Source organism: Aristophania sp. ESL1142, from assembly GCF_058107345.1.
This window is the reverse complement of the sequence record NZ_JBYLUH010000002.1, coordinates 369,441-395,927: the sequence shown is the minus strand read 5'-3', so window position 1 is coordinate 395,927 and position 26,487 is coordinate 369,441. Positions and strand designations below refer to the sequence as shown.

General features: G+C 47.7%; 20 protein-coding genes and 1 tRNA gene. 9 read left to right on the top strand and 12 right to left on the bottom strand.

Annotated elements, in window-relative coordinates; translation table 11 throughout:
* Nucleotides 1-67: 67 nt before the first annotated feature.
* The 3 genes from AC3B6P_RS09430 to AC3B6P_RS09420 form a co-directional block, all read right to left on the bottom strand.
* Complete coding sequence (locus AC3B6P_RS09430) at nt 68-1,375, bottom strand: RsmB/NOP family class I SAM-dependent RNA methyltransferase (RefSeq protein ID WP_489805877.1); 1,308 nt, start codon at nt 1,373-1,375, stop codon at nt 68-70.
* A gap of 47 nt (nt 1,376-1,422) precedes the next feature.
* Nucleotides 1,423-2,913 carry an IMP dehydrogenase gene (gene guaB / locus AC3B6P_RS09425; protein ID WP_489805876.1) on the bottom strand — a complete coding sequence of 497 codons (1,491 nt, stop codon included), beginning with the start codon at nt 2,911-2,913 and terminating at the stop codon, nt 1,423-1,425.
* Between the two features lie 246 nt (nt 2,914-3,159).
* Nucleotides 3,160-3,233, bottom strand: a tRNA-Gln gene (locus AC3B6P_RS09420).
* A 140-nt stretch (nt 3,234-3,373) separates the two neighbouring features.
* Between AC3B6P_RS09420 and AC3B6P_RS09415 the strand changes: the two genes are divergently transcribed.
* Both AC3B6P_RS09415 and AC3B6P_RS09410 read left to right on the top strand, forming a co-directional pair.
* Nucleotides 3,374-4,510: a Ppx/GppA phosphatase family protein gene (locus tag AC3B6P_RS09415; RefSeq protein ID WP_489805875.1), complete on the top strand. Its 1,137-nt coding sequence runs from the start codon at nt 3,374-3,376 to the stop codon at nt 4,508-4,510.
* Nucleotides 4,507-5,268: an RlmE family RNA methyltransferase gene (locus AC3B6P_RS09410; protein ID WP_489805874.1), complete on the top strand. Its 762-nt coding sequence runs from the start codon at nt 4,507-4,509 to the stop codon at nt 5,266-5,268. The genes AC3B6P_RS09415 and AC3B6P_RS09410 overlap by 4 nt, the downstream gene beginning before the upstream one ends.
* Here the strand turns inward: AC3B6P_RS09410 and AC3B6P_RS09405 are convergent.
* Nucleotides 5,252-5,728, bottom strand: coding sequence for an RrF2 family transcriptional regulator (locus AC3B6P_RS09405; RefSeq protein WP_489805873.1), 477 nt, complete (start codon nt 5,726-5,728; stop codon nt 5,252-5,254). The genes AC3B6P_RS09410 and AC3B6P_RS09405 overlap by 17 nt on opposite strands.
* A 140-nt stretch (nt 5,729-5,868) precedes the next feature.
* On the opposite strand from AC3B6P_RS09405, the gene hmpA reads away from it, so the two are divergent.
* On the top strand, nt 5,869-7,083 hold the full coding sequence (gene hmpA, locus AC3B6P_RS09400; protein ID WP_489805872.1) for an NO-inducible flavohemoprotein: 1,215 nt from the start codon (nt 5,869-5,871) through the stop codon (nt 7,081-7,083).
* Nucleotides 7,084-7,132: 49 nt separating this feature from the next.
* Here the strand turns inward: hmpA and mfd are convergent, their stop codons facing one another.
* Nucleotides 7,133-10,615 carry a transcription-repair coupling factor gene (gene mfd, locus AC3B6P_RS09395; protein ID WP_489805871.1) on the bottom strand — a complete coding sequence of 1,161 codons (3,483 nt, stop codon included), beginning with the start codon at nt 10,613-10,615 and terminating at the stop codon, nt 7,133-7,135.
* Between the two features lie 161 nt (nt 10,616-10,776).
* Between mfd and recG the strand changes: the two genes are divergently transcribed.
* Together recG and AC3B6P_RS09385 are read left to right on the top strand one after the other, a co-directional pair.
* Nucleotides 10,777-12,876 carry an ATP-dependent DNA helicase RecG gene (recG, locus tag AC3B6P_RS09390; RefSeq protein ID WP_489805870.1) on the top strand — a complete coding sequence of 700 codons (2,100 nt, stop codon included), beginning with the start codon at nt 10,777-10,779 and terminating at the stop codon, nt 12,874-12,876.
* A gap of 256 nt (nt 12,877-13,132) precedes the next feature.
* Nucleotides 13,133-13,822 carry a cold-shock protein gene (locus AC3B6P_RS09385; RefSeq protein ID WP_489805869.1) on the top strand — a complete coding sequence of 230 codons (690 nt, stop codon included), beginning with the start codon at nt 13,133-13,135 and terminating at the stop codon, nt 13,820-13,822.
* A 93-nt stretch (nt 13,823-13,915) separates the two neighbouring features.
* Here the strand turns inward: AC3B6P_RS09385 and smpB are convergent, their stop codons facing one another.
* Genes smpB through AC3B6P_RS09365 form a run of 4 tightly spaced genes read right to left on the bottom strand, consistent with a single transcriptional unit; the run spans nt 13,916 to nt 16,965 of the window.
* Nucleotides 13,916-14,413: an SsrA-binding protein SmpB gene (gene smpB, locus AC3B6P_RS09380; protein ID WP_489805868.1), complete on the bottom strand. Its 498-nt coding sequence runs from the start codon at nt 14,411-14,413 to the stop codon at nt 13,916-13,918.
* A 9-nt stretch (nt 14,414-14,422) separates the two neighbouring features.
* Nucleotides 14,423-15,322: a 4-hydroxy-tetrahydrodipicolinate synthase gene (gene dapA, locus AC3B6P_RS09375; protein WP_489805867.1), complete on the bottom strand. Its 900-nt coding sequence runs from the start codon at nt 15,320-15,322 to the stop codon at nt 14,423-14,425.
* Nucleotides 15,323-15,379: 57 nt separating this feature from the next.
* On the bottom strand, nt 15,380-16,237 hold the full coding sequence (locus AC3B6P_RS09370; protein ID WP_489805866.1) for a prephenate dehydratase: 858 nt from the start codon (nt 16,235-16,237) through the stop codon (nt 15,380-15,382).
* Nucleotides 16,228-16,965 carry a 3-deoxy-manno-octulosonate cytidylyltransferase gene (locus AC3B6P_RS09365; protein ID WP_489805865.1) on the bottom strand — a complete coding sequence of 246 codons (738 nt, stop codon included), beginning with the start codon at nt 16,963-16,965 and terminating at the stop codon, nt 16,228-16,230. The genes AC3B6P_RS09370 and AC3B6P_RS09365 overlap by 10 nt, the downstream gene beginning before the upstream one ends.
* Nucleotides 16,966-17,036: 71 nt before the next feature.
* Between AC3B6P_RS09365 and AC3B6P_RS09360 the strand changes: the two genes are divergently transcribed.
* The 3 genes from AC3B6P_RS09360 to AC3B6P_RS09350 all read left to right on the top strand — a co-directional run bounded on the left by AC3B6P_RS09360 (nt 17,037) and on the right by AC3B6P_RS09350 (nt 20,719).
* Nucleotides 17,037-17,846 carry an inositol monophosphatase family protein gene (locus AC3B6P_RS09360; protein ID WP_489805864.1) on the top strand — a complete coding sequence of 270 codons (810 nt, stop codon included), beginning with the start codon at nt 17,037-17,039 and terminating at the stop codon, nt 17,844-17,846.
* Nucleotides 17,847-17,929: 83 nt separating this feature from the next.
* Nucleotides 17,930-19,207 carry a phosphoglycerate dehydrogenase gene (serA, locus tag AC3B6P_RS09355; RefSeq protein WP_489805863.1) on the top strand — a complete coding sequence of 426 codons (1,278 nt, stop codon included), beginning with the start codon at nt 17,930-17,932 and terminating at the stop codon, nt 19,205-19,207.
* 6 nt (nt 19,208-19,213) lie between these two features.
* On the top strand, nt 19,214-20,719 hold the full coding sequence (locus AC3B6P_RS09350) for a YifB family Mg chelatase-like AAA ATPase (RefSeq protein ID WP_489805862.1): 1,506 nt from the start codon (nt 19,214-19,216) through the stop codon (nt 20,717-20,719).
* Between the two features lie 5 nt (nt 20,720-20,724).
* On the opposite strand, the gene metC is transcribed toward AC3B6P_RS09350, so the two are convergent.
* Nucleotides 20,725-21,936, bottom strand: a complete 1,212-nt coding sequence (gene metC, locus AC3B6P_RS09345; RefSeq protein ID WP_489805861.1) for a cystathionine beta-lyase — start codon at nt 21,934-21,936, stop codon at nt 20,725-20,727.
* Nucleotides 21,937-22,024: 88 nt separating this feature from the next.
* Here metC and AC3B6P_RS09340 point away from each other — a divergent pair, with 88 nt between their 5' ends.
* Complete coding sequence (locus tag AC3B6P_RS09340; protein WP_489805860.1) at nt 22,025-22,681, top strand: endonuclease/exonuclease/phosphatase family protein; 657 nt, start codon at nt 22,025-22,027, stop codon at nt 22,679-22,681.
* Here AC3B6P_RS09340 and cls read toward each other — a convergent pair.
* Nucleotides 22,676-24,088 carry a cardiolipin synthase gene (gene cls, locus AC3B6P_RS09335; RefSeq protein WP_489805859.1) on the bottom strand — a complete coding sequence of 471 codons (1,413 nt, stop codon included), beginning with the start codon at nt 24,086-24,088 and terminating at the stop codon, nt 22,676-22,678. The genes AC3B6P_RS09340 and cls overlap by 6 nt on opposite strands.
* 34 nt (nt 24,089-24,122) lie before the next feature.
* A complete protein-coding gene (parC, locus tag AC3B6P_RS09330) occupies nt 24,123-26,324 on the bottom strand; it encodes a DNA topoisomerase IV subunit A (RefSeq protein ID WP_489805858.1) in 2,202 nt (733 codons plus the stop codon).
* Between the last annotated feature and the right edge of the window lie 163 nt (nt 26,325-26,487).

The window sequence follows — 26,487 nt, the reverse complement described above, 5'->3', positions numbered from 1 at the left end:
TTTGAAAGCAGACATTTCTGCTTATGGACTTAAAATTATTATTAGGGGCGAACCCTTTTTATTAATATCACGACTTTCTTTTGAAAACGGAAACGTAAAAACCATCAGTACCATTTGTCCCAGGCGTTAAGGAAAAACTGGCACGCTGCTTCAACTCACTGGGTAACCATACTGACATTTCAGATGGCTTTTCCAGAGCAAATTGCTCATTCCCAGTCAGGAAACGGTCTTTTTGACAATCATTTTCTGCTGATAACAGAGAGCATGTCGCGTAAACCAGTCTTCCCCCTGGTTTTACTAATTTGGAAGCAGTTTTAAGAATCTGGGCCTGCTTTACCACAAGCTCTTCAAGATCCTGCTCTGAAAAGCGCAGTCGTGCATCCGGGTTACGCCGCCATGTTCCTGTTCCAGAACAAGGTGCATCAACCAGAACGGTATCAAAGCTCCCTTCACGTCTTTTGACCCATTTATCACCTTCCTCAAGCAGATGCCGTGTCACGTTATGAACACTAGCACGCCGGAAACGCTTTATGGATCCTTCAAGTCTTGGTCTGGAAACATCGCAGGCAATAATCTGGCCTTTATTTTCCATCGTCATAGCTAAAGCCAGCGTTTTTCCACCGGCTCCTGCACAATAATCCAGAACACGCTGCCCTGCTTTCGCTTCAACTGCCGCAGCGATCAACTGGCTGCCTTCATCCTGAATTTCGATCAAGCCGCTCTGAAAAGCCTTTGTGGATGTGACAGGATGCCGCCCTTTCAGACGTAAACCCCAGGGAGAATACAGCGTATCAAGTGCTTCAAACCCTTCTTTCCGAAGAGCAATTTTCGCACTTTCTCTCGTCGCTTTCAGCAGATTAACACGGAGGTCAAGTGTTGGCAGCGTTAAAAGGGCCTGCAACTCTTCTTCAACTCTCTCTCCAAAATCCTTTTCAAAAAGAGGCATAAGCCAATCCGGCACTTCAAGTCTTACAGCCCTGGACTGGCGCGCATCACTGAGGCTTTTTCCCTGCAAGGAATCAAGGATCAAGGTCTCCCGTTCAGTCAGACTGTCAGGGCTGTAACGCTCCCCGCTAAAGAGCGCCTTTACTGAATTTAAGGACTGTCCTGAAAAGAAAAGCTGGGCACCACACAGCAATCTCGGTGATATATCACTTTGACGTTCATCTTCTCTGGCTCTCAAGTGCCAGTGAAGACGCCGCCAGTTACGTAATATATCCCATACTAATGAAGAGATCGCACGGCGATCGCCGCCACCTATATAACGCCGTTCACGAAAAAAATTATTGGCAGTCGCATCAGCTGGACGGAATGGGGCATTCTGAATCGCACAAAGCAGATCAATAGCCCCGGAAATACGGGCAGAAGGGGTCATGCCCCTTCGCCTACCCTATTTCAAGGGTGAATGAAAAGAGTAAAGCCTCATTCAAAACGATAATTAGGTGCTTCACGCGTGATTGTTACGTCATGAACATGGCTTTCTCTCAAGCCGGCATTGGTGATACGGCGGAACTGCACCTTTTTCTGAAGTTCAGAAATAGAAGCTGAACCTGTATATCCCATCCCTGCACGCAGTCCCCCAACGAGCTGGTGAATAACTGCTGCCATTGCACCACGATAAGGTACTTGTCCTTCGATTCCTTCAGGCACAAGCTTCAGGCTATCACTGACTTCAGCTTGGAAATAACGATCAGCCGATCCACGAGCCATTGCCCCGAGAGACCCCATACCGCGATATGCCTTATAGGTGCGTCCCTGATGCAGGAATGTCTCACCCGGACTTTCCTCACAGCCAGCCAGAAGAGAACCGACCATCACCACGTCTGCCCCAGCCCCAATGGCCTTGACGATATCGCCAGATGTTCTGATCCCGCCATCAGCAATAGCCGAAATATCTTTTTCATGACAAGCAGCTGCCGTTTCCAATACAGCAGAGAACTGGGGAACACCAACGCCAGCAACAATACGCGTCGTGCAGATTGAGCCTGGTCCAATGCCGATCTTGATACAATCGGCCCCAGCTTCAATCAATGCCTGTGCTGCTTCTGGTGTTGCGACATTGCCAGCAATAATCTGAACCTCATCATATTGCTCTCTCAGATAAGAAACTGTTTTCAGAACACCTTGGGAGTGGCCATGCGCCGTGTCGACCACGAGGACATCAATCCCTGCTCCGACAAGCTCTTTGGCTCTTTTAAGACCATCTTCCCCAACCCCTATAGCTGCAGCACAAAGGAGGCTCCCTCTCTGGTCCTTGACCGCCAAAGGATGAGCAATCGCTTTGTCCATATCTTTTACCGTAATCAAGCCTACGCAGCGACCGGCCTGATCAACCACAAGTAATTTCTCAATACGATGTTTATGAAGCAGGTCACGAGCCTGTTCGGCTGGTGCACCATGCCTGACAGTAACAAGATTTTCTGACGTCATAAGGTCACGCACACGCGTCGAGCGATCTTTGGCAAAGCGCATGTCCCGATTTGTCAAAATACCAACAAGACGCCCGTCAGCCTCGACAACAGGCAAACCAGAAATCCTGTGTCTGGCCATAATAGCGTGAACCTCTTCAAGCGTCTGATCCGGCCCGACCGTCACGGGGTTCACGACCATACCGGACTCAAATCTCTTTACTCTACGAACCTGCTCTGCCTGCTCGTCAATTGTAAGATTTTTATGAATGACACCAAGCCCACCCTGCTGGGCCATGGCAATCGCCATTGCTTCTTCTGTTACCGTATCCATCGCTGAGGATAAAAGCGGAATATTGAGCTGGATCTTACGAGTCAGTTTTGTAGTAACAGAAACCTGTGCTGGCAGAACCGATGACGCCGCAGGTTCTACAAGAACATCATCAAAAGCTAACGCATCGCGGATACGACTATAAAGTGGATTATTATTCAGGAAATTATTCATAGATCGCCCCGTCACGTCCATAACACTATTATCTTCAGAATCCGGAGGGCCATAAGCCTCACCGGCTGTTGGCAAGGCTACATAGCGTAATTCTCCACTTGAAGGGAAGAATAATTCATAACTGAAAAGAATTTTAGCTTTGCCGCCCTATAGCCTTACAAAAAAGCAGAATGCACACAGCATAGCTCCCGCTAACGAGCAAACCCGTTAAAGTTCTAGAGACTCTAATGTGATGTAAATGAAACATGGCTGGGAGACCTGGATTCGAACCAGGGCTGACCGGGTCAGAGCCGGTAGTTCTACCGCTAAACTATCTCCCAAGCGGTTGGCGGACTTCTAACGGTATCTTGAACATAATACAAGAGGGAAATTTGAAAAAATTTACCTTATTGCTCACAGATTGCGTTAAAATGACTCCGATAAAAGACAACTTGCATTAATCATTGTAGAAAGGAGAGACATGATGAAAATGCGTTATATATCGCAGAAGAACGCGCATCAAACCGTCTCCCTGACGAAAAATGAAGCCTTGCCGTTGACTTCAGAAAAACCCTGCTATTACGCAGCCATTGACCTGGGAACAACAAGCTGCCGCTTGCTGATCGTGAAAAGTTTTCGTGGAAAATTTAAGATCATAGAGCGTTTCAGCGCCTCTGTCCTACTCGGTGAAGGACTAAGTCTGACCGGCAGACTGGATGAGCAGGCTATTGAACGTACTCTCGGAAGTTTGCGTCTCTTTGCAAAAAAAATAAGATGCTGGCCTGTTTCGTCCACATACGCCATTGCAACTGAAGTCTGTCGTCAGGCGGAGAACTCTCATGAATTTCTCAAAAGAGTTTATGATGAGACAGGTCTCAGAATTCAGATTATTTCAGACAGGGAAGAGGCAGAACTTGCTCTTGAAAGCTGTCGCTCATTGCTTTCTTCTTCAGAAGAAGAGTTTGCAGAACGTGCCCTGATTTTCGATATAGGGGGCGGCTCAACAGAACTTTCATGGGTCAGAACAGATAGTCTGTCCCAAAAATCTTATCTGACAGGCGTGACCAGCCTGAAACAGGGTATTGTCAGCCTGACCGAGCTTTTTGCACATCTCTCCCCTAAAGAATCCTATCAGGCTGCTTTTAAATTTATGCGCGACAAATTGGAAAATTTTGAGAAAATTTACTGCATCAAGCAGGAAGTCGCGCGGCAGAATGTAAGAATGATCGGTCTATCGGGAACGATAACGACGATCGCAGGCGTGGCTTTAAACCTGAAACGTTATGAACGTTGCAGGATAGATGGCACTATTTTGAGTACTGAAGCAGTAAACCATGCTATTACCTCGATCAGGACAATGTCTCGCTCTGCATTGGAGCAGCATCCATGTATAGGGAATGGCCGTTCTAGTCTCGTACTCGCGGGGTGTGCCATTTATGAGGCCATACAATCCATGTGGCCAATAGAGCGCATCACCATAGCAGACAGGGGCTTGCGTGATGGCATGGTTATGCGTATGGCTCGAGAACATAACAAATTACGTTTTCGCCAGGAAAATGCTTTGCGGCCTGTCCCTGGTTTATCTATGAGTTCAGGAGCTTTGGCCCTTCCGCTATGAAATCGAAACCGTCTTCAGCCAAAACACGTATTGCTGGCAAGCCTCTCAAACAATCAGCAACTCCTGGCAGGCGTCTCAGCTCAGATGATGCGGGTGCATCACGGACGCTCCGAACAAAAACGGAAAAGCTTAAGACAGCACGCAAAAAAACACCTTCCCAGCAAAGATGGTTGAACAGACAGCTGAACGACCCATATGTCGCAGCCGCCCGGCAACAAGGATGGCGTTCGCGGGCCGCTTTCAAACTGATTGAAATTGATGATCGTTTCCATCTCATTCAGGCTGATAGCAAGATCGTCGACCTTGGCGCAGCACCAGGCGGTTGGACGCAAGTCGCTCTTAAAAGAGGGGCTCATAAAGTTGTTGGCGTCGACCTTTTACCCGTCGACCCCGTGCCAGGAGCGGAAATCATTATCGGCGATTTTATGGACCCGTCCATGCCTGAAACATTACAATCCATGCTCGGTGGACAGGCTGATATCGTCATGTCTGACATGGCTCCCAACACAACGGGACATGCTGCTACTGACCATCTGCGTATTATGGCTCTGGCCGAAAACGCGCTTGATTTTGCACTACAGATCCTGGCTGAAAAAGGTGTCTTTATTGCAAAGGTTTTTCAGGGGGGGTCTGAAAAAAATATGCTTGATGTCATGAAGCAGAATTTCTCAACGATCAAGCACGTCAAACCCCCTTCGTCACGTAAAGAATCAAGCGAGCTTTACGTGATTGCCATAGGCTTTAAAGGACGGAATTAGAGTTTAATTTCACAGATCCGTCCTCTTCAGCCTTCCTGATCTTCAACCTCTCAAAAGGTGTGACGACATCTGAAAGGAAAAGAGAGTCAAAAACGGATAGAAACGCCTCCTGGGCCTTGCCCATCTCCCTTTTGAGGACACACCCTGCCGAAAGCAGACAATGCTGCGCTTTATGGTCTTTATTCATACAGGCCATGACCGCAAGTTCTTCTTCTGTATAACGGATGACATCACCAATACAGATTTTTTCTGGCGGATGCGCCAAACGGGTTCCGCCGCCATTACCGCGCACGGTTTTAATAAAACCGCCTTTCCCCAGACGATGAATGACTTTTACCAAATGGCTTTCAGAAATTTTATACATTTCTGAAATTTCTTTAATCGAAACCAGACGGTCGTTTTTCACTGTCATGTAAATCAGCGCACGCAATGCGTAATCTGTATGCAGAGTTAAGCGCATAGCACCTTCCTCTCTTTCCCTCTTCTCCAAGCCATCTATTATCTAGCACATTATTTCTTAAATGACATTTATACATTGACAACGTTAACAAAGAAGCAGCATCTCAAAGATGTATTTTTTATACACCTTTGGAGTCGGAAATGATTCAACCTCTCTCATCCCAGACGCGTGAAATTGTTAAAGCGTGCGTCCCTGCCCTACAGGCAAAAGGCCTAGATATTACACATGAAATGTACAAAAGGCTTCTTTCAGACGAAGAAATCCGAGACCTTTTCAATATGTCTCATCAAAAGGACGGTGAGCAGCCTAAAGCTTTAGCACTGGCTGTTCTTGCCTATGCGCGCCATATAGATAACCCAGGTGCTCTCAAAGCCATGCTGGAGCGGATTGCTGAAAAACATGTCGGGCTAAATATCCTTCCCGAACATTATCCTTTTGTCGGAAAAGCCCTTCTTGGAGCAATTGCTCATGTGCTGGGAGAGGCTGCTACCCCAGAAATCATGGCAGCCTGGACAGAAGCCTATAATTTTCTGGCAGATGTACTGATTAATCGTGAGGCCGAAATTTATCAGGCACATGAAGCCCTCCCCGGAGGGTGGAAAGGCTGGCGCCGTTTCAAAATAGCCCATCGTCATGATGAAACGCCCGAGGTCACATCCTTCACCCTGGTTCCCGAAGACGGGAAAACTGTCATGCGTCACAAGGCTGGTCAGTATCTCAGCTTTAAACTCACAATTCCAGGACACGGCTCGCAACGCCGGAATTATACAATTTCATCCATCCCCTCAGATGACCACTACCAGATTACTGTAAAACGTCACAAAGAAGGCGTTGTTTCAAACTGGCTTCACCAGTCAGCCAATGAAGGGACAGTCATTGACGTTTCTGCTCCGGCGGGAGATTTTTATTTAAATGAAACCTCGGACAAACCCATTATTTTCCTGAGTGCCGGCGTTGGTCTTACGCCGATGATTTCCATGATGGAAATGCTCATTACCCAGAAAGATCATCCTCCCATCCGCTATATACATGGCGCCCATGATATAAAAAGCGACATTTTTACCAGTCGCATTAAAAACCTTGCTTCCAAGGGAGAGATATCTGCGGATTTATTCTATACATCCGGAGAACGAACAGAAGAAATTCCCAACGTAACCTTTCATAAGGGACGTATTTCGCAAGACTGGATCAAAGCTCAGATCAACCCAAATGCTCTTTATTATATCTGTGGCCCTGACAATTTCATGCGTGATACGGTTCAGCTTCTAAAAGCCCACAACCTGCCTGATGAGCAGGTGCGTTATGAAATGTTTGGTTCAGCTTCGGATGGCTATCTTTCTACTGCAGGCATCTGACTCCCCTGGCCACTGAGATCAGGAGAGGTACCTCCTCTCCTGAAGAGATTTATCCGGCGTCTGTTTCATCAACAGGCGCCGCTTTTTGTACCAGTTTGCACAAAGATGTCAGGACCTTCCTCGCAAGTGAAATTCTCACTGCATTTTTCATTTCCCGGACCATAGCCAGCTTATGATCTGGGCGTATCTTAACGCCTGCTTTCTGATTGCGGTCTACCCAGCGTAACAAACCTTCAGGATTGGCAAAGCGATTATGACGAAACTGGATAACCATCCCTTTCGGACCGGTTTCAACACGCTCAACCCCTGCTTCAAGGCATAATTTTTTGAGCAGGACAATCTCAAGAAGATTCTGTACTTCCTGCGGTAACGGACCAAAACGATCAACAAGCTCCACACGCATGGCCTCAAGCTCGGTCTCATCTTTCAAAGCAGCAATACGCCGATATAGCCCTAATCTGACAGAAAGATCCTTCACATAAGTTTCAGGCAGTAGCACAGCCAAACCAAGAGAAATAATGGGTGACCATTTATCCTCGGCAGCAAGCGCTTTTCCTCTTTCCTTTCGCAGGTCAATCACCGCTTCTTGGAGCATTTGCTGGTAAAGTTCTATACCAACCTCCTTAATGTGACCTGACTGCTCCTCTCCCAGAAGATTACCAGCGCCCCTCATATCCAGATCATGAGAAGCAAGGATGAACCCTGCGCCAAGGGATTCAAGTGTTTGCATAATTTCCAAACGTTTGATCGAATTAGCCGAAAGAGGCTGGGTCTGAGGCCAGGTGAGATACGCATAGCCACGCTGCTTACCACGTCCGACCCGCCCACGAAGCTGATAGAGCTGGCCTAGACCAAAACGGTCTGCCCGGTGAATGATAATCGTATTAACACCGGGCATATCGAGACCACTTTCAACAATATTCGTTGAAAGCAGAATATCATATTTACCGTCCGAAAATTCCGTCATGACTTTTTCAAGCTCAGTCGGGGTCAGACGCCCATGGGCTTCGGCAATGCGGGCATCAGGCACAATATCTTTCAGCCGTTCTGCCATGGGTCCCATATCAGACAAACGGGGAACAACACAGAAAATCTGCCCCCCTCTAAATCGTTCACGCTGGATGGCCTCGTGAATCATGACACGATCGAAAGGTGTGATAAATGTCCTGACAGAAAGGCGATCTGTCGGAGGCGTTGCAATCAGACTCATTTCTCTCACACCTGAAAGAGAGAGCTGTAATGTACGGGGCAATGGTGTCGCTGAAAGTGTGAGAACATGAACATCCTCACGCAAGGCCTTCAGTTTTTCCTTATGAACAACGCCAAAATGCTGTTCTTCATCAATAATGAGAAGGCCGAGACGGTTGAATGAAATCGACTTGGCCAGTAGGGCATGTGTCCCAATAACGATATCAATCGTTCCGTCAGCTAACCCCTCTTTTACCCTATTTGCTTCTTTGGCTGTCACAAGACGTGAGAGCTGGGCAATTTTAACTGGCAATCCTTCAAAACGTTTTGTAAAGCTTAAATAATGTTGTCGCGCCAGCAAGGTTGTCGGGACGACAATAGCAACCTGCATTCCAGATAGAGCCGCCACAAATGCTGCTCTCAGAGCAACTTCTGTCTTACCAAACCCGACATCCCCACAGACCAGACGGTCCATGGGACGCCCACTCCCCATATCGTCAAGAACATCAGCAATCGCACGAGACTGATCATCAGTTTCAATATAGGGAAAACGCGCACAAAACTCGTCCCACAGCCCTTCTGCTGGGAGCATTGCAGGCGCTTCTTTCATCGCACGTGCTGCGGCTGTACGAATGAGCTCACCTGCCATTTCACGCAGTCTGGCTTTCATTTTCGCTTTACGATTCTGCCAAGACGCGCCCCCAAGGCGGTCCAGCTGTACGCCATCACCTTCAGAACCAAAACGACTTAAAAGATCAATATTCTCTACAGGCAGTAAAAGTCTTTGTTCGCCATCATAAAGGATGGAGAGATAATCATGAGCGACCAAATCTTCTTTGACCGTTTCGAGGCCAACATAACGGCCAATTCCATAATCTTCATGCACAACAAGATCATTTTCAGCAATTTCACCAATTTGCGTGATGAAATCACCTGTCTTGCGCTTACGCCGCGGCGGACGTGCAAGGCGCTCACCTAAAATATCCTGCTCTGAAACAAAAGCCTGACGATCCGTAACAAAACCACGTTCGAGAGGGAGAACAACCAGGCCAAGATGTTGCCGTGACATACCTGCTGCATGAGGCCAGTCATCAAATAATTGTATCTCTAACTGATGCTCCCCAAGCATATGGGCCAGCCTTTCACGTGACCCACGGCTCCAGGCCATTACGTATGTGCGCCTGCCCTCCTGAGACCATTTTTTTACCTGTTCAGAAAATACATCAAAAACCTTATCCCGCGCAGCACCTCCCATAGTCGCAAAAACAGGTGCAGGCCGATAACCAATATCAACACCTTCCTGCCCATCCGGTTTTGCAAAAGGGCTGAGCTGCATCTTCGGTATTGATGCCAGCAAACTTTCCCATCCATTCTGGTCAAGGTAAAAACGATGAGGCGGCAGGGGTCTGTAAGGTAACTCCCCTTCACGAACAGCACTTAACCGCGCCTGATAATGATCTGCAATCATCTCGAAACGAGCTTTAAGCATTTCAGGAGCATCACGCTCGAAACTGACTTCTACACCGGGAAGATAGTCAAAGAGCGTGCCCATATGACCGCCATCACCTTCATGAAATAAAGGAAGGTAATGTTCAGCCCCGGAAGCACGTCTGCCCTCGATAATATGCTGGTACAGAACATCATGCAAAGCACCAACGCCAAAAGAGTCACGCCAGCCATTCTTGAACCTGCTGATACTCTCTTTATCAAGGGAATATTCAGAAACTGGTCCAAGCATAAATGATTTCAGCTCTTGTGTAGAGCGCTGCGTTGTCACATCAAAATGGCGGATATGCTCAACTTCATCACCAAAAAAATCCAACCTGACCGGATCCTGCGCATCTGCAGGGAATAAATCAAAGATCCCCCCTCTTGTGGCAAACTCACCCCTGTCCATCACTGTATCAACACGACCATAGCCACGCCCGATCAGAAGATTGACCAGATACGAAGCTTCAAGATTCTCTCCTGTCCTGATGTTGAGAGACTGTCCCTTGAAACTCTTACAGGGAGGCACACGTTGAACCAGAGCATTCAGCGTAGTCAGGACAATGCGCCCTGTAGGCGACACCGGTTCCAGCAGACGGCTTAAAGTAGCTGCCCGTTCTGCCATAATCGTCACATTGGGAGAAACGCGATCATAGGGCAGACAATCCCATGCAGGGAAACGCAGCACCTCTACTTCCGGCATAAGCCATTCCAGCATATCACCTAAGGCAGCAAGATCAGAATCATGACGGGTAACATGGAGTAATGGCCCAGAATGTTCAGACAAACGGTGTCTTAAGAGAAAAGCGATACTTCCATCAGGAACTCCCCATACGGTCGGACCGAATGAAGCCATAAACCTGTTCTCTTGTACCATTAATCAAAGTCCTGTCATGAAAAATCGTCAGTCTGACAAAAAGATACACTCTTTTACTAGTGTCGTGGATGCTCTCACATTATCATATAACTTTGCCGGTCTTTTCTGTCAGCCTCAAGAGCACCATCATTGCCTTTTCAATGTCTGTATCCTCCCCTCCTTCCTTGATAGAGCCTCTTTTAGCACCTTTGACATCATTAAAAGGCATCGGCCCTTATCATGCCGGACTTTTAAGTAAAATCAGCAATGGTAAAAAAATTATAGACCTGCTTCTCACTGTGCCCGAGCGCTATGTGGACCGCAGAAAACTTTCTCATATCAGTGACGCACAGAATCTTGAGCAGGGAAATATTTTTACGGCTCGCGTCACAATTCTCAGCCTCAGGCGCCCTCAACGCCCCTCACAGCCAATAACAGTGCAGGTGGGAGACGAAACAGGCCGTCTCGACATTGCCTTATTCCAGAAAAAAGGCATCGCACTCCCAGAAATGGGCACAGATATGATTTTGTCCGGGAAAATCAGCTTCTATCAAAATAAGCCTGTCATTTCACAGCCAGACTATTTTCTCCCCTGGGAAAAACGCCTCTCATTTCCTCTGATAGAACCTATATGGCCTCTGACAGCAGGGCTTTACCCCTCTACTGTCAAACGCGCCATGAAGATGGCCCTGTCACTGGTTCCTGACCTTCCAGAATGGCATGACCCTGCCTTGATCTCTGAAAAGAACTGGCCGGATTTTAAACAAGCCCTGACCATTTTACATGAGCCGTCATCATTGAAAGACAAAGCTGATTTTACTTCCCTGATTGAAAAAGCCCGTATGCGCCTCACAGCCGATGAGGTTTTCGCCGATCAGCTTTGTATCAACATGGCAAGACAGACCATTCAAAAAATTACGGGAAGATCCCTAAGAGCAACCGGCCACTATCAGCAAGAACTCAGAAAACGCTTTGGATATGTGCCAACCAGCTCCCAGGAGCAGGCTATTTCTGAAATAAGCAAGGATATGACCGCCCCCCACCCAATGGTGCGTCTCCTACAAGGAGACGTAGGATCAGGGAAAACATTCGTCGCCATGATGGCCATGCTTCAGGCAATTGAAGCCGGCTCACAGGCAGCACTTATGGCGCCAACGGAAATTCTTGCCCGTCAGCATTATGAAACCATTTCACAATTATGCCCTGTCTCCTCTGTTTTTCTCAGTGGTGCCATTAAAGGCAAAGAACGCAAAAAAATAATGTCGCAAATCGCCTCAGGGGAAGCGAAAATAATCATTGGGACCCATGCCCTTTTTCAAGAAGGCGTAGAATTTTCCGACCTTGGATTAGCTATAATAGATGAGCAGCATCGCTTTGGTGTTGAACAACGCCTGAAATTTGGCAAGAAAGGCGCACAGACAGATCTCCTTGTCATGACAGCGACTCCTATCCCCCGCACCATGCTTCTTGCTGAATGGGGACAAATGGGTGTGTCCTTCCTCAAGGAAAAACCCGCAAATCGTTTACCCATCCGTACAACTCTCCACGATATGGATCGGCTGGATGATGTCCTTGACGGCATCAAACGGAGTCTTGACCAGAACAAACAAATTTTCTGGGTCTGCCCTCTTATAGAAAATAGCGAAACACAAAGTGCAGCAGCAGCAGAAGATCGCTGGACTATGCTGACAAAGCAGTTCGGCCCCATTGTTGGACTGGCACATGGCAGGCAGGATAGCGCAACAAGACAAAAGGCTCTTTGTGACTTTAAAGAAGGGAAAACGCAGCTTCTTGTCGCTACGACTGTCATTGAAGTCGGGGTCGATATTCCCAATGCTACAATCATGATCATTGAAGAGGCTGAACGTTTCGGCCTAGCTCAGCTTCATCAATTAAGAGGACGCATCGGGCGTGGAAGCGAATCATCATACTGCCTGCTCTTACATAAGCATGAAATTTCCTTCACAGCTAGGAAACGCCTTGGTTTACTCCGGGAAACAGATAATGGATTCTTAATTGCTGATCAGGATTTCGTGATCAGGGGTGGCGGTGATCTGGCTGGGAACAGACAATCAGGACTACCAGGATTCAGGCTCGCTAATGAAATAAGATTACCCTTAATAATCAGGGCAATGAATCAGCAAGCCAACAAGATGATGGCAAAAAAGTGTCAAGAAAATGATAAATCAAAAATAGCACAAGAAGCACTTGTACATCTTTTTGACCGCGCAAACCCTGAGAGAATCATAAGATCAGGTTAAGTTTTCGTATATAGATTATGACTTTATTAACACGCTATTAATAAACTTATCGTGATCGTGAAAAAGACGTTCGTCAGATAAAGAAAAATTTATCAGGCTATTACCCCGTTTTTTGAATTTAGATAGTGACGAAAGAAAAAAGCGTGCTAGTGTAAATTCTGGAAAACATCTCCGGTTTTCTAAAACAAAAACAAAATGCAGAACGAATCTTTTTCGTTTTGTGCCTTTTATGACCCAGTATTTCGGGACGAAACAGTTGAGAAATAATAGAACGGACCGCGGCTCCTATGCTCCTCGCCGCGGCGGATTTGACCGCGATTTTACGAGCCAGCCCTCCTATTTTGACGATAGGGGTGGATATGGTGCTCCACGTGGTGGAAGCAATGGCCCTAGACGCTTTGGCAACAATAGCCGTGGACCGAGTGCCCCTGTCACTCCTATGGGACCTGAAATTGGTGCAACCGTTAAATGGTTCAACACAGAGAGAGGCTTCGGTTTTGTTGGTCTGAGTGATGGAAGCGGCGACGTATTCCTTCATGCCAACACTCTGACCGATAGTGGCCACACAGCCCCTGCCCCTGGCACGACTCTTGTCGTCCGGATCGGGCAAGGACCAAAAGGCCGCCAGGTGGCAGAAGTATTGTCTGTCGATACCAGCACAGCTGAGCTTGCTCCACCACCTCGTGCCAGCCAACCACGCCAGGATCGCTCATACCCTGCTCCTGATATGAGCAACGCTGAAGAAATGCGTGGCACTGTCAAATGGTATAATGCGACTAAAGGTTTTGGCTTCATCACGCCAGAGAATGGAAGCAAGGACGTATTCGTTCATGCATCTGCTCTCGGTCGTTCAGGGCTGAATGCTCTTGCAGATGGGCAGATCACGAACATGAAAGTTGTTCAAGGCAATAAAGGGCCTGAAGCTGTTGAGCTTTCCCTCGCCTAATTTTGCAGATCTGACTATTCCATAGAAAAACCCCTTGAGTGTTTATCGCTCAAGGGGTTTTTTATATCCGTTTATATGAATTCTTAAAGGAGTTCAGCCGTAATCCCGCCCTTTGCTACGCATGAGACGAGCCTTGTCACGCTGCCAGTCACGCTCAGCAATTGCATGACGTTTATCTTCTTTTTTCTTTCCTGTTCCCAAACCCAAAGTGACCTTTGCAAGACCACGATCATTAAAATGAATATCCAGCGGGACCAATGAAGCACCATCTTTTGTGATCGCACCGATTAATTGGTTAGCCTGTTTTTTATGCACTAGCAGCTTACGTGGTGCTCGCGTTTCAAAGCGTGAAAGCACACCTCCCTGATATTCCGGGATATAGGCATTCAGAAGCCAGAGCTCACCATTACGCTCCGAAGCATAAGCCTCCGATAAGGTCGCCCTTCCCAATCTGAGACTTTTGATCTCAGGGCCTTTAAGAACAAGCCCTGCCTCTAATGTCTCCTTAATCGCATAATTAAAACGCGCTTTCCGGTTTTGGGCGGCAACTCCGTGAGAGATCATACCTCCTTTTGTTTTTTTATTTGTCATACATCCCTCTTAATCAAGGAGGTCCAGATTTCTCAAAGCTTCATCAACCTGTTTCCGCGTCGCTTCTGTTGGTTCACAGAGAGGTAGCCTTAGAACAGATTCACACAGTCCCAGACGGGAAAGAGCATATTTCACCGGGCCAGGATTCGCTTCTGTGAACATGGCATTATGCAACGGTGTCAAACGATCCTGAATGTCAATCGCTTCCTGTACGCGCCCTTCCTGCCAGGCAAGATGCATGTCAGCACATAAATGCGGCACCACATTAGCCGTGACACTAATGCACCCATGTCCACCCGCAGCCAGGAATGAAATGACTGTATTATCCTCGCCTGAAAGCTGATTAAATGCTTCACCTGCGACTCTTCTTATTTCAATTGGACGGGATAGATTGGCAGTGGCATCTTTGGTCCCAACAATATTGGGATGCCGGGCAAGACGTGCCACTGTCTGAGGCGTGAGATCAACCACAGACCGCCCCGGAATACAATAGAGCCATAGAGGAATGGATACAGAATCAGCAATTGACATGAAATGCTGGTAAAGCCCTTCCTGCGTGGGTTTATTATAATAAGGAACAACGACAAGAAGCGAATCTGCTCCAACAGATTCTGCGTGCTTTGCCATCGTAACAGCCTCTCTCGTGCTGTTAGACCCTGCCCCTGCCATCACTTTTACACGCCCATCGGCAATCTTGACGCATTGCTCAATAATCTGACCATGTTCCTGATGGGAAAGAGTCGGGCTTTCCCCCGTCGTTCCAGCTGGGATAAGACCGGTCGTACCCCCCTCTATCTGCCGCTCAATCAGCCTGGTATAAGCCGCTTCGTCCAGGCTACCGTCTTTTTTGAAAGGCGTTGCCAGAGCCGTGAAGGAACCACGGTAAATATCGTTAATTGTCTGTCCCATAATTGTTCTGGCCTCATTCCCAAGTCTTAATTCGATCCCTAACAGCGGAATCCTTATTTATATAAGTTTCTCACGCAAAGGACTACGAGGGTAAACCCCCAAAATACGCAAATTATCACTAATATTTGTTAAAGCCTGCAAGGCACGCCTCGTATGGTCCTGAAAAGGAGCACCTTCGATATCCATCAGAAACTGCGTTGCCGTGAATGACCCGCCAACCATATAGCTTTCAAGACGGGTCATATTAATGCCTTCTTTATAAAAGCACTCCAGCGCCTGAAGAAGGGCCCCAGGTTTGTTTTTCACCTGAATGAGTAAGGTCGTCATGACAGCATCTGTCTCTGGCAACGTGCAGACCGTCATCTCTTCATTTTTACCTTGCTGAGCGACGCGATAAAAACGGGTTGTATTATGAGCTGCATCCTCAATATTCTCTTTCAGAATCGTCAGCCCATATAGCTCCGCCGCCAGAGTTGAGGCCACGGCTGCATCTTCTTTCCTGTTCCAGGAAGCAACGAGTTCAGCAGCCCCGGCTGTATCAAACTCAGCCACAGCCTGTAAATGATTCTGCTTTATGAAAAGTCTGATCTGCCCGAGGGCGACAGGGTGGGTATGAACAGATTTTATATCTGCCAATGTCGCTCCTTTAACCCCCAGAAGAGCATGCTCGACACGCTGGAAATGCTCGCCAATAATTTCCAGTCCGGATTCCGGAAGAAGGGTATGGATTTCCGGCACACGCCCTGCAAGTGAATTTTCACAGGGCAGTAACGCTTCTTGAGCATCTCCTTTTTTGACAGCCTCAATTGTTTCTAGAAAGGTACGGCAAGGCAGAGTGTGCCATCCAGGACGGGCAGAACGACAAGCGAGGTCAGAATAGGCACCTGGGCGCCCCTGAAAAGCAATTACAGGCATAAAGCTTGTTTCCTGGCCATCATCAAATCCTTCTCAACGTCAACTCCGATCGGAGCATTTTCTATCGCACAGCATCCAATCACCATGCCATCTTCCAACGCGCGTAACTGCTCAAGCTTTTCTCTCTGCTCCAAAGGAGAAGGAGGCAGGCTTACAAAGCGAGTCAGCGCTTTTCTCCGCCAGGCATAAACCCCTACATGATGCCATAAAGGCCCTTCCCCCCACGGTATTTTTTGGCGGGAAAAATAAAGTGCACGTGCAACAGGGTCATTTTCGGAAAAAGCACAAGCAACCTTTACAACTGAATCCTGGTCAGCTTCTGTGCGATCCCTGACAGGCGCCACCAGCGTCCCTATAGAGACCAAGTCTTCCTGCAAAGGCTTAAGGACCATGGAGAGATCACCTGGATCCATAAACGGAAGATCACCCTGCAAATTGATAACGACATCATGTTCCTGTCTGGGGTCACTCTGTTCCAAGGCAGCCCATACCCTGTCTGATCCACTTGGGAGGGCGGGATCTGTCAGCACTGACCTGACTCCCTTGATGTGACTTACGGCTTCCATAATCTCACGGTCACCAGCTGCAAGAATAACAGGCCCCAAATCAGCCTCAAGAGCACGCCTTAACACCTGCTCAATCATTGGAAAGCCATTTATATCGGCCAAGGCCTTGCGCGGAAGTCGCGTTGAGGCCAGTCTGCTCGGAATTACAATAACAGGACGCATAGAACCTTCTTAAGACCGTAACAACGTCTGAGACACTCACTTAAATATTATCAACGAACAGGCTTTTCCTGATGAAATACCATGATCCTGATCATTTGGCCGCTATCGCAATAGACTGTGCAGAAGCCGCAAAAAAATGTGTTACCCCTTATTTCAGGACGAATCTAGCCATTGAATCCAAAGGTGATGACAGCCCTGTCACGAAAGCAGATCGTGAAGCAGAACATGCCATGCGCTCTATTCTGGCCCATGCGTTCCCCCATCACAGCGTTCTTGGAGAAGAAGCTGGACAGGAAGGTGATTTATCAGCTGAGTGGCTCTGGATTCTCGATCCCATTGATGGAACACGTTCCTTTGTGACAGGACGCCCTAGTTTTTGCACACTCATCTCCCTTTTTCATAAAGGTACACCTGTTCTGGGACTTATTGACCAACCCGTGACACAGGAGAGATGGCTAGGCATAGAGGGACAGGAAACCCACTTCATGTCTGCCCAGCTCTCTGGCAAGATCGGGACAAGGCCGTGCCCTACACTGAAACAGGCAGAACTTTCCTGCACATCTCCTGATATTATCCGCCCTGACTATCAAGACCGGTTCGGCAATCTCAAAAAAGCCGTGAGCCGTACTTCCTGGGGGGGAGATGCTTATGGCTATGGATTACTCTCTCTTGGATTGATTGATATTATCGCTGAAGACACCTTGAAACCATGGGACTGGGCGGCGCTTGTTCCCGTCATTAAGGGAGCGGGTGGAAGTATCACCGACTGGAATGGCCGCGAGCTGACTCTTCAAAGTGACGGCTCCGTTCTTGCCTGTGGAAACCCTGAGCTGCTGAAAGATGCTGTAAAAACTCTTTCCTGTTCTGAAACAATCCTTTAATTTATCGTCAACTGGTCGAAAAAAGCCTTGGTTATCCATCCCCACAGGTTCTTGTGAACCACGTTTTATAAGGACGTACCAACATGAGTACCCCCCTCGCGCAGCAACTTTCACTTCCTAAAAACAAGATTCGTATCCTGCTTTTGGAAGGGATTGCCCAAAGTGCTGTTACTTACCTTAATGAGCAGGGCTACACCGAAGTTACCCTCCTGAAAAAAGCACTGGAAGGCGAAGCACTTAAAGAGGCCCTCAAAGGTGTACATATGGTGGGGATACGCAGTCGTACCCAGTTGACCAAAGATGTCATTGAATCTGCAGACCGACTGATGGCGATTGGCTGTTTCTGCATCGGCACAAACCAGGTTGATCTTAATGCAGCCCGGATGTCTGCTGTTCCTGTCTTTAATGCGCCATATAGCAACACTCGCTCTGTTGCTGAACTCGTCATGGGCGAAATTGTTATGCTGCTCAGGCGGATCCCATCCCGCTCTGTTGAATGTCATAATGGCGGCTGGCAGAAATCTGCTGAAAACTCCTGGGAAGTGAGAGGCAAAACGGTCGGTATTGTCGGTTACGGATCCATCGGCTCACAGCTTTCGGTCCTGGCAGAAGCTTTTGGTCTGCGGGTTATTTATTATGACATTGTACCACGTCTGCCACACGGAAACGCCGTTGCTGTTTCGAGCCTACATGAACTGCTCTCTCAATCTGATATTGTAACACTTCACGTCCCACAGACGCCAGGGACCAATAATCTGATTGGCGAAGCTGAAATAAGAGCCATGAAGCCCAATAGCATTCTGCTGAATAATGCCCGGGGCAATGTTGTTGACGTCGATGCTCTCGCTGCTGCATTGAAAGACGGGCATCTGATGGGCGCTGCGATTGACGTTTTCCCTGTCGAACCAAAAAGCGCTCAGGAAAAATTTGTCTCTCCCCTTCAGGGCCTCGAAAACGTCCTGCTGACCCCTCATATTGGTGGTTCAACCATCGAAGCTCAGGAGCGGATTGGCGTCGAAGTGGCTCGGAAGCTAGTTGATTATTCTGACGTGGGGTCAACACTAGGTGCTGTGAACTTCCCTGAAGTCCAGCTTGCAGAGCGTTCTGGTGGTATGCGCTTCATGCATGTTCATACAAACCGCCCTGGCACGTTAAGTCATATTAACGATATTTTTGCCAAAGCTGCCTGCAATGTTACAGCTCAGTTCCTACAGACAGACGGGGAGATCGGTTATGTCGTCGTCGAGGCTGAAGCTTATGACGGACAGGACAAGACTGAAATTGAACAGACTATTCTTGAAAAACTCCGTAATCTGGAAGGAACCCTGCGTACACGTCTTATCCGTGCTGTTACACGCTAGGACGAAATGAGTTCTGGCACCCTTTCTCCCAGCCTCGCTCGGATACAAAGCTTCTCATTCTCCGGGATTGAGGCTGTTCCTGTAACAGTTGAGGTTCAGATATCAGCCGGCCTTCCCTCTTTTCTGGTCGTCGGCATGGCTGATAAAGCTGTCGGAGAAGCACGGGAACGTGTAAGGGCTGCCCTAGCCGCGATGGGATTAGCCCTTCCAGCCAAGAGGATACTGGTTAATCTTACACCTGCTGACCTTCCTAAAGAGGGTGCCCATTTTGATGTCCCCATCGCTTTGGGCCTTCTCGTCGCCATGGGGGTTATCCCATCAGAAAGCATCATAGATTATGCTGCTATTGGTGAGGTTTCTCTTGATGGGAAACTTAACCCCGTTAATGGCGTTTTATGTGCAGCCTTGGGAGCGGCCATTCTTGACCTCGGCTTGATCTGTCCACAATCACAGGGTACTGAAGCCCGGTGGGGACATCCTGATATCAATATTCTAGCTGCGGATAGCCTACTTGCCCTGATAGCCCATTTCCGGGGGGAACAAATTCTCCCTCCCATTCCAGAACCGGAGGGATATGAGCCAGATTACGGCCCTGATCTTGCCGATGTTAAAGGTATGGAAATTGGCCGGCGTGTTCTGGAAATCGCCGCCGCTGGAGGACATTCTCTTTTAATGAGCGGGCCTCCGGGAGCAGGAAAATCCATGCTAGCCAGCCGCCTTCCGGGAATATTGCCTGACCTTACCCGTGAAGAAATGCTCGAAACAAGCCAGATCCATAGCATCAATGGTCTACTTGAAGCAGGCAGACTTGTTATCCGCCCACCTTATAGGGCCCCCCATCATAGTGCCAGCCTCCCTGCCCTGATTGGAGGCGGTGCAAAGGCCAAACCGGGTGAAGTCAGCCTGGCCCATAACGGGGTCCTTTTTCTTGACGAATTACCAGAATTTTCCCGTGCCTGTCTTGAATCCCTGAGGCAACCTCTTGAAACAGGCACAGTTTCCATTGCAAGGGCAGCGCGCCATGCAACATATCCCGCTAGGTTTCAGTTTATTGCTGCGATGAATCCCTGCCGTTGTGGCTATCTGGGCGATAGTGAACGAGCCTGCCATAAAGCGCCACGCTGTGCCTCAGAATATAGCTCCCGAATTTCAGGCCCTATGCTTGACCGCATAGATCTACGCGTGGAAATCAAGCCCCTTTCTCCCATTGAAATCAGCCGTGCTCCTAAAGGAGAATGTAGTGCGGACGTAAGGGAACGCGTCTGTAAAGCAAGGGAACGTCAGATCAAACGCCAGAATATGTGCAATGCAATTGCCTCTCCAGAAAGTTTCGAACTGGAAGAAGATGCTCAGATACTGGCTGAGCAGGCTGCTGAAAAAATGCGTCTTTCCAATCGTGGTATCACACGACTTTTTCGTGTAGCACGCACAATTTCTGATCTAGCCGCCGTAACATCTATCCGCCGACAAGACGTCGCTGAGGCACTCAGTTACCGCCTAAGGGGCTATTAATTTTTTCATAACAAGCTTAACTGTTTTAAGCCTTTTTCCAGATCCGCCCGCAGATCTTCATAATTTTCCAACCCGATCTGCAGACGGAAAGCCGGACCAACTGGCAGACTATCTTTAAAAGAACGCGTGATTGTTCCCTGGGTCAGCAGGATGAGGCTTTCATATCCTCCCCAACTCGCACCTATTCCGAAATATTCGAGTTCATTAACCATCTTTTCCAGTGACTCAGGAGAGATATGAGGCTGTAATTCAACCCCAAAAACGCCTGCCGCACCTGTAAAATCCCTTTTCCAGAACTCATGGCCAGGGCAGTCTGGCAATGCAGGATGACGTACCCTTGCTACTTCGGGACGTGTTTTCAGCCACTCTGCCAGCTTCAATGCTTTCTGTGACTGAACTTCTAGCCTTATTGCCATTGTTCTCATCCCTCTCACGGTCAGCCAACAATCATCTGGGCTGGCACAAAGCCCCATAAAAATGGCTTCATCACGCAGGATCTTCCAATCCTGATCATTGGCAACCGTAATCGCCCCTAGTACGACGTCTGAATGTCCAGAGGGATATTTGGTAAGAGCCTGTATGGAAACATCCACCCCATGCTCAAACGGACTGAAAGCGCCTATTCCCCATGTATTGTCAAAAAGAAGCTTTGCACCATGTTCATGAGCAACACGGGCAATCATAGGGATATCCTGCACTTCGAAACTATGACTTCCCGGGCTTTCAGCAAAAATGACTGCCGTATTTGCTTTGAAATATCGTTTCAGCACTTCTTCCGAACATAATGGAGGGTAAAAACTTGTCTCAATACCAAAACGCGAAAGCGTTCTGAGAGCAAAGCGGCGTGTAGGGCCATAAACCGAATCAGATAACAAAAGATGGTCCCCCGCTTTGAGAAAAACCTGTAATGCAAACGTACAGGCTAGGAGCCCCGATCCTACGATTTGCGTCTGTGTTCCTCCTTCAATTCTGGCGATTAACTTTTCGAGAGAAAACTGGTTACCATTGCCCATAGCACCATAAGTCAGTTGATGGTCATAACGGCAGGATTCATTGGCGTTCAGCGCAGAAATCGTTGAAAATAAAACCGTTGATCCTCGTGTGAGAGGATCATTGACAAAATTCCCTTCAACTGAGGGCTTCTGCCTGGCTTCATGCGCCAGAATAGTCTCCAAATGAGTCCAGCCTTTCTTTTTTTGATTTTTATTTAATGCCATCTACGCTACCCTCTCCCAATCTGAATTATCTTACTGAAGACTGGTAATATACACTATGATCTTCCGTCAGTTTCCATAGTAAAATCTGATGTTTGCTGAAACATATCCCTCATCTCTTACCATTGTCAGTTGGAATCTTCTCCATAAAGAAGGTGCAACAGTGGAAGATGTCACCCTTCTCGTGCGTGTTACAAAACCGGATATCCTTTTACTCCAGGAAGTGAAACCCGGGATTGACCTGCTTCCCAGTCTTATAGGTGGCCATTATGCACGTTCAGTCCCGGAAGGTCGGCCCCATGGCACAGCATGCTGGAGCCCTAAACCTTTTGCAGCCCCCCGGCTTTTATCCCTTCAACCTGGTTTATGCGCTCATCGTTCTGCACAACTTCTTCAATTCAAAGCTGATTTCGGGATTTTCTCTATTGCCAATGTTCACCTGTCTCACGGTCCCATGCTTAACCGCAGACAATTACGCTTAATCCGGAGTCACATGAGTGAAAGGGCAATCATCATGGGGGACTTTAATATAGTCGGCCCCCCTCTTTTAAAAGATTTTCAGGATATCGGACCACGAGAAGGCACCCACAGAATGCTGAACCATATTCCCCTGAGGCTTGACCGCTGTCTTGTACGTGGCTTTGAACGGTTGCAGGCACGCGTTCTGCCTCGTTTCGGCTCAGACCACCGTCCTATCCTGGTAACCCTTGAACCAAAGGGAACATATTTTGCAGAATCCGACTTATAAATAAGGCATAAACAGCCTGAAAGCCGCATTTCGCAGATTAACAGGCACCGACCAGCTCTTATAAGCCTCTTTTGTCAATCTTTCATGTGAATGACGTTTGATAAAAGTCGTAAGATGCGAAGCTATTTGCTCATCATAAATTTCAACATTAACTTCAAAATTAAGCCTTAAAGACCTTCGATCAAGATTGGAACTTCCAACAAAGCTCCATTTATCATCAACGACCATTAATTTTGAATGATTGAAAGGTGGTTTACCCAACCAGATATGACACCCTGCCTCAACGAGGCTCGGCAAACAAGCATTACGGGCATAATCTGTCATGCGATGATTACTTTTCTTGGGTACAAGAATATTAACGTCAATACCTCTTAAGGCAGCAAGTCCCAACTCTGTAGAAAAACGGCTATCAGGGATAAAATAAGGAGACATAAACCAAATCTCCTTCTTTGCCAGAATAATAGCCTGAAGCATCGTATATTCGATTTTTTCCAAATCTGAATCCGGGCCAGATGTCACAACACGTGCAGGCACTTTTCCCTTCATCTGCGGCTTAGGGAAATAACGAGGCCCTATTAAAGGCTCATTGGTTGTGAACATCCAGTCCTTGGCAAAAGCCTCTGTCAATTGCTGGACGACAGGCCCTTCTAGACGGAAATGCGTATCTGCAACAGGCTCTTTAGAGGGCTGACGCAGAAGATTCTCTGCCCCGATATTCAACCCTCCCATAAAGCCTATAGCCCCATCAATAACCAGAATTTTCCGGTGATCACGCATATTGATGAAAGGCATCCGCCATGGCAGAAATGAATGCATAAATCGCGCGCAGCTTATAGCCTTAGCCTGAAGGGCATGCAGAATGGCGCTATATAAATAACCACTCCCAATACCATCAACCAGCACCCGCACTTCGACACCACGCTTCCGGGCCTCAGCTAACGCATCAACAAATTTCTCACCCAGGGAATCATGACGAAAAATATAAGAGCATAACAAAACAGACTCTTTCGCCTGATGAATTGCCTCCAGCATGACTGGATAGGCATTATCCCCATCATGCAGACAGGTAATGCTGTTCCCTGACAATAAGGGCCGCCCTGTTAGACGGTCCAGCATTTGTGCCAGGGGGAGAAATTGCCTGTCAGGATCATGCCGTAATTCCTTAAGGGGCATATCCTCTTTTATGATCTCAGGCTCCACCATCTTCTGTGCACGACGATGGACACGGTTAATTCCAAGCATGAGATAAAGGGCTGTGCCAAAAAAAGGCATCAACCAACAGACACCGATCCAGCCCGCCGCTGCCGCGGGCTCTCTTTTGGTAAGAAGAATATGAACCGTCGCACTGACAGAACAAATGAATCCTAAAAACCCATAAATAACAGTCAGTAGCGCGATATAAGACATAACCCTCCCTTGGATTTTATTATTTACAAAGTGATTATTTTCTCAACATCCATTGTGGTGCCAGCTTACCAGCCCCTCCTCTACGAGAAAGATAAGGCATCAAATCCGAATCTGGGCGCACCCTTTGACCCTCTTTCCACAATAAACCTTCTTCAAGTGTAAAAAGACGTATCATTTTAAGATGCGCATCACCTAATTTTTGTAAGGAGACACCACGCCCTCTATTCATTTCAGGCACTTGTTCCAATGGGAATATAAGCGCTTTTTTATTCTCTCCCAGACATAGGACATGGCTTCCTTCATATTTCAGACATGATAACAGCTCTTCCCCTTCAGCAAGGTTAAAAACCTGCCTGCCTGTTCTCTTTTCAGCAGCTAGATTACGAGCCGCAACCACCATACCGCGTCCTTCCTGGCTGGCCAAAAGCCATTTCTCCTCTTCATCACCCAGAATAAAGAGAGCTATGGCCACGTCATCCTGAGCCAGATCACATAAAGTCCTGATTGCCTGACCAAACCCTCTTCCACCTGGCAGGTCAGAAACCTTGAGCGTATAGGCTCGACCTGCTTTCCCCATTAGGCATAGCCTGTCCGTAGTCTGACATTCGAGAGAAAATCCTGCTTCATCCCCTTCCTTGAAGCGGAATGTTGACGGGTCAACACCGTGCCCTTTCATGGTTCTGATCCATCCCTCTTTTGAGAGGAGAACTGTCACAGGCTCTTTTTCAGCTTCCAGAATTAAAGAGGTATCAATCTCGGCTGGTGGTTCAGCAATCTTTGTGCGACGAGGTCCATAAGGCCCTTCTGCAAAATGTTTTTCGAGTTCATGCAACCGCCCGGCTATATTTTTCCAGCGTTTTTTTTCCGACCCCAACAACGCTTCCAATGAAGCCTGTTCTTTACCCAGACTGTCGCGTTCGCGCCTGATTTCCATTTCTTCCAGCTTGCGCAGGGAACGCAGGCGCATATTCAGAATATATTCTGCCTGAAGTTCGGTAAGGGAAAAAATTTCGATCAGAGCCTGTTTGGGGTCGTCCTCTTCCCTGACAATACGAATAACTTCGTCAAGATTGAGATAAACAAGCAAAAAACCATCAAGTATTTCACAGCGCTTCAACACAGCGTCCAGCCGATGCTGGGAACGTCTAATCAACACTTCATGAATATGGCCAAGCCAGGCGTTCAGAACGTCTTTCAGTGACATAACACCAGGAACACGCTCTTCATTGAGCACATTCATATTCAGACTGAAACGATTTTCAAGCTGCGTGTTACGGAACAGCATTTCCATCAATAATTCCGGGTCACACTGTCTGGTTTTAGGTTCCAGAACGAGTCTTATATCCGTCGTGCTTTCATCCCTGACATCACTCAGAAGCGGTAATTTCTTTTGATCCATCAAGGTAGCGATCTGCTCAATCAGCTTTGATTTCTGAACCTGATAAGGAATTTCCGTTACAATGATACTCCAGGTCCCACCACGTGCTTTTTCTACACTCCAGCACGCTCTGGTACGGAAAGAGCCGCGCCCTGTTTCATAAGCCTGCAACACCGCTGCGCGGTCTTCAACCAATATTCCACCCGTTGGGAAGTCTGGACCTGGCATAACTGTAAGAAGCTCACCGACCTCGATAGACGGATTTTCAATAAGCATCTGAGCAGCACGATAAATTTCTGCTGCATTATGAGGAGGGATGTTAGTTGCCATGCCAACGGCAATCCCGGCTGCTCCATTGGCAAGCAGATTAGGAAAAAAACCTGGCAAAACGACAGGTTCCTGATCTTCATTATCATAAGTCGGACGGAAATCGACCGCATCATCATTGATGCCTTCAAGCATGACCTTGGCAACTTCAGTCATCCGGCTCTCTGTATAACGCATGGCAGCTGCGCCATCACCATCAATGGAACCAAAATTCCCCTGCCCTTCTACTAGGGGGTATCGTGCCGCAAAATCCTGAGCAAGACGTACCAGCGCATCATAAACAGACGCATCTCCGTGAGGATGAAACTTACCAATGACATCACCAACAACACGCGCACATTTTTTAAAGCCTGAGCTCGGATCAAGCTTAAGCTGTTGCATGGCAAAGAGCAGGCGACGATGGACAGGCTTGAGGCCATCACGCACATCAGGCAAGGAACGCGCCATGATTGTTGACAACGCATATGCCACGTAACGTTCACTCAGGGCCTCTGCCAAACGCGTATCTTCTATATGACCTGCCTGATCCATACCCTGACACTTCCGCCTTATTTCTGCTAAAGGAAACTATTTTAAACGAGTGACAAAACGTGTCCAGAGGCAAAGACTGGTTTGGCCATAGCAAGATAAATCAGCAAAGATCATCTTTGCCAGCCATGATTTTTTCGTTAAAAAAATAATTATATAATAAAAT

Bases quoted from the DNA above. Each gene is read 5' to 3' on its own strand.
- cls (WP_489805859.1), bottom strand. From the start codon at position 24,088: ATGTCTTATATCGCGCTACTGACTGTTATTTATGGGTTTTTAGGATTC.
- guaB (WP_489805876.1), bottom strand. From the start codon at position 2,913: ATGAATAATTTCCTGAATAATAATCCACTTTATAGTCGTATCCGCGAT.
- parC (WP_489805858.1), bottom strand. From the start codon at position 26,324: ATGGATCAGGCAGGTCATATAGAAGATACGCGTTTGGCAGAGGCCCTG.
- AC3B6P_RS09415 (WP_489805875.1), top strand. From the start codon at position 3,374: ATGATGAAAATGCGTTATATATCGCAGAAGAACGCGCATCAAACCGTC.
- metC (WP_489805861.1), bottom strand. From the start codon at position 21,936: ATGGCATTAAATAAAAATCAAAAAAAGAAAGGCTGGACTCATTTGGAG.
- recG (WP_489805870.1), top strand. From the start codon at position 10,777: ATGTCTGTATCCTCCCCTCCTTCCTTGATAGAGCCTCTTTTAGCACCT.
- AC3B6P_RS09340 (WP_489805860.1), top strand. From the start codon at position 22,025: ATGTTTGCTGAAACATATCCCTCATCTCTTACCATTGTCAGTTGGAAT.
- AC3B6P_RS09405 (WP_489805873.1), bottom strand. From the start codon at position 5,728: ATGCGCTTAACTCTGCATACAGATTACGCATTGCGTGCGCTGATTTAC.
- mfd (WP_489805871.1), bottom strand. From the start codon at position 10,615: ATGGCTTCATTCGGTCCGACCGTATGGGGAGTTCCTGATGGAAGTATC.
- AC3B6P_RS09370 (WP_489805866.1), bottom strand. From the start codon at position 16,237: ATGCCTGTAATTGCTTTTCAGGGGCGCCCAGGTGCCTATTCTGACCTC.
- AC3B6P_RS09365 (WP_489805865.1), bottom strand. From the start codon at position 16,965: ATGCGTCCTGTTATTGTAATTCCGAGCAGACTGGCCTCAACGCGACTT.
- AC3B6P_RS09430 (WP_489805877.1), bottom strand. From the start codon at position 1,375: ATGACCCCTTCTGCCCGTATTTCCGGGGCTATTGATCTGCTTTGTGCG.
- AC3B6P_RS09360 (WP_489805864.1), top strand. From the start codon at position 17,037: ATGAAATACCATGATCCTGATCATTTGGCCGCTATCGCAATAGACTGT.
- AC3B6P_RS09410 (WP_489805874.1), top strand. From the start codon at position 4,507: ATGAAATCGAAACCGTCTTCAGCCAAAACACGTATTGCTGGCAAGCCT.
- dapA (WP_489805867.1), bottom strand. From the start codon at position 15,322: ATGGGACAGACAATTAACGATATTTACCGTGGTTCCTTCACGGCTCTG.
- AC3B6P_RS09350 (WP_489805862.1), top strand. From the start codon at position 19,214: ATGAGTTCTGGCACCCTTTCTCCCAGCCTCGCTCGGATACAAAGCTTC.
- smpB (WP_489805868.1), bottom strand. From the start codon at position 14,413: ATGACAAATAAAAAAACAAAAGGAGGTATGATCTCTCACGGAGTTGCC.
- hmpA (WP_489805872.1), top strand. From the start codon at position 5,869: ATGATTCAACCTCTCTCATCCCAGACGCGTGAAATTGTTAAAGCGTGC.
- serA (WP_489805863.1), top strand. From the start codon at position 17,930: ATGAGTACCCCCCTCGCGCAGCAACTTTCACTTCCTAAAAACAAGATT.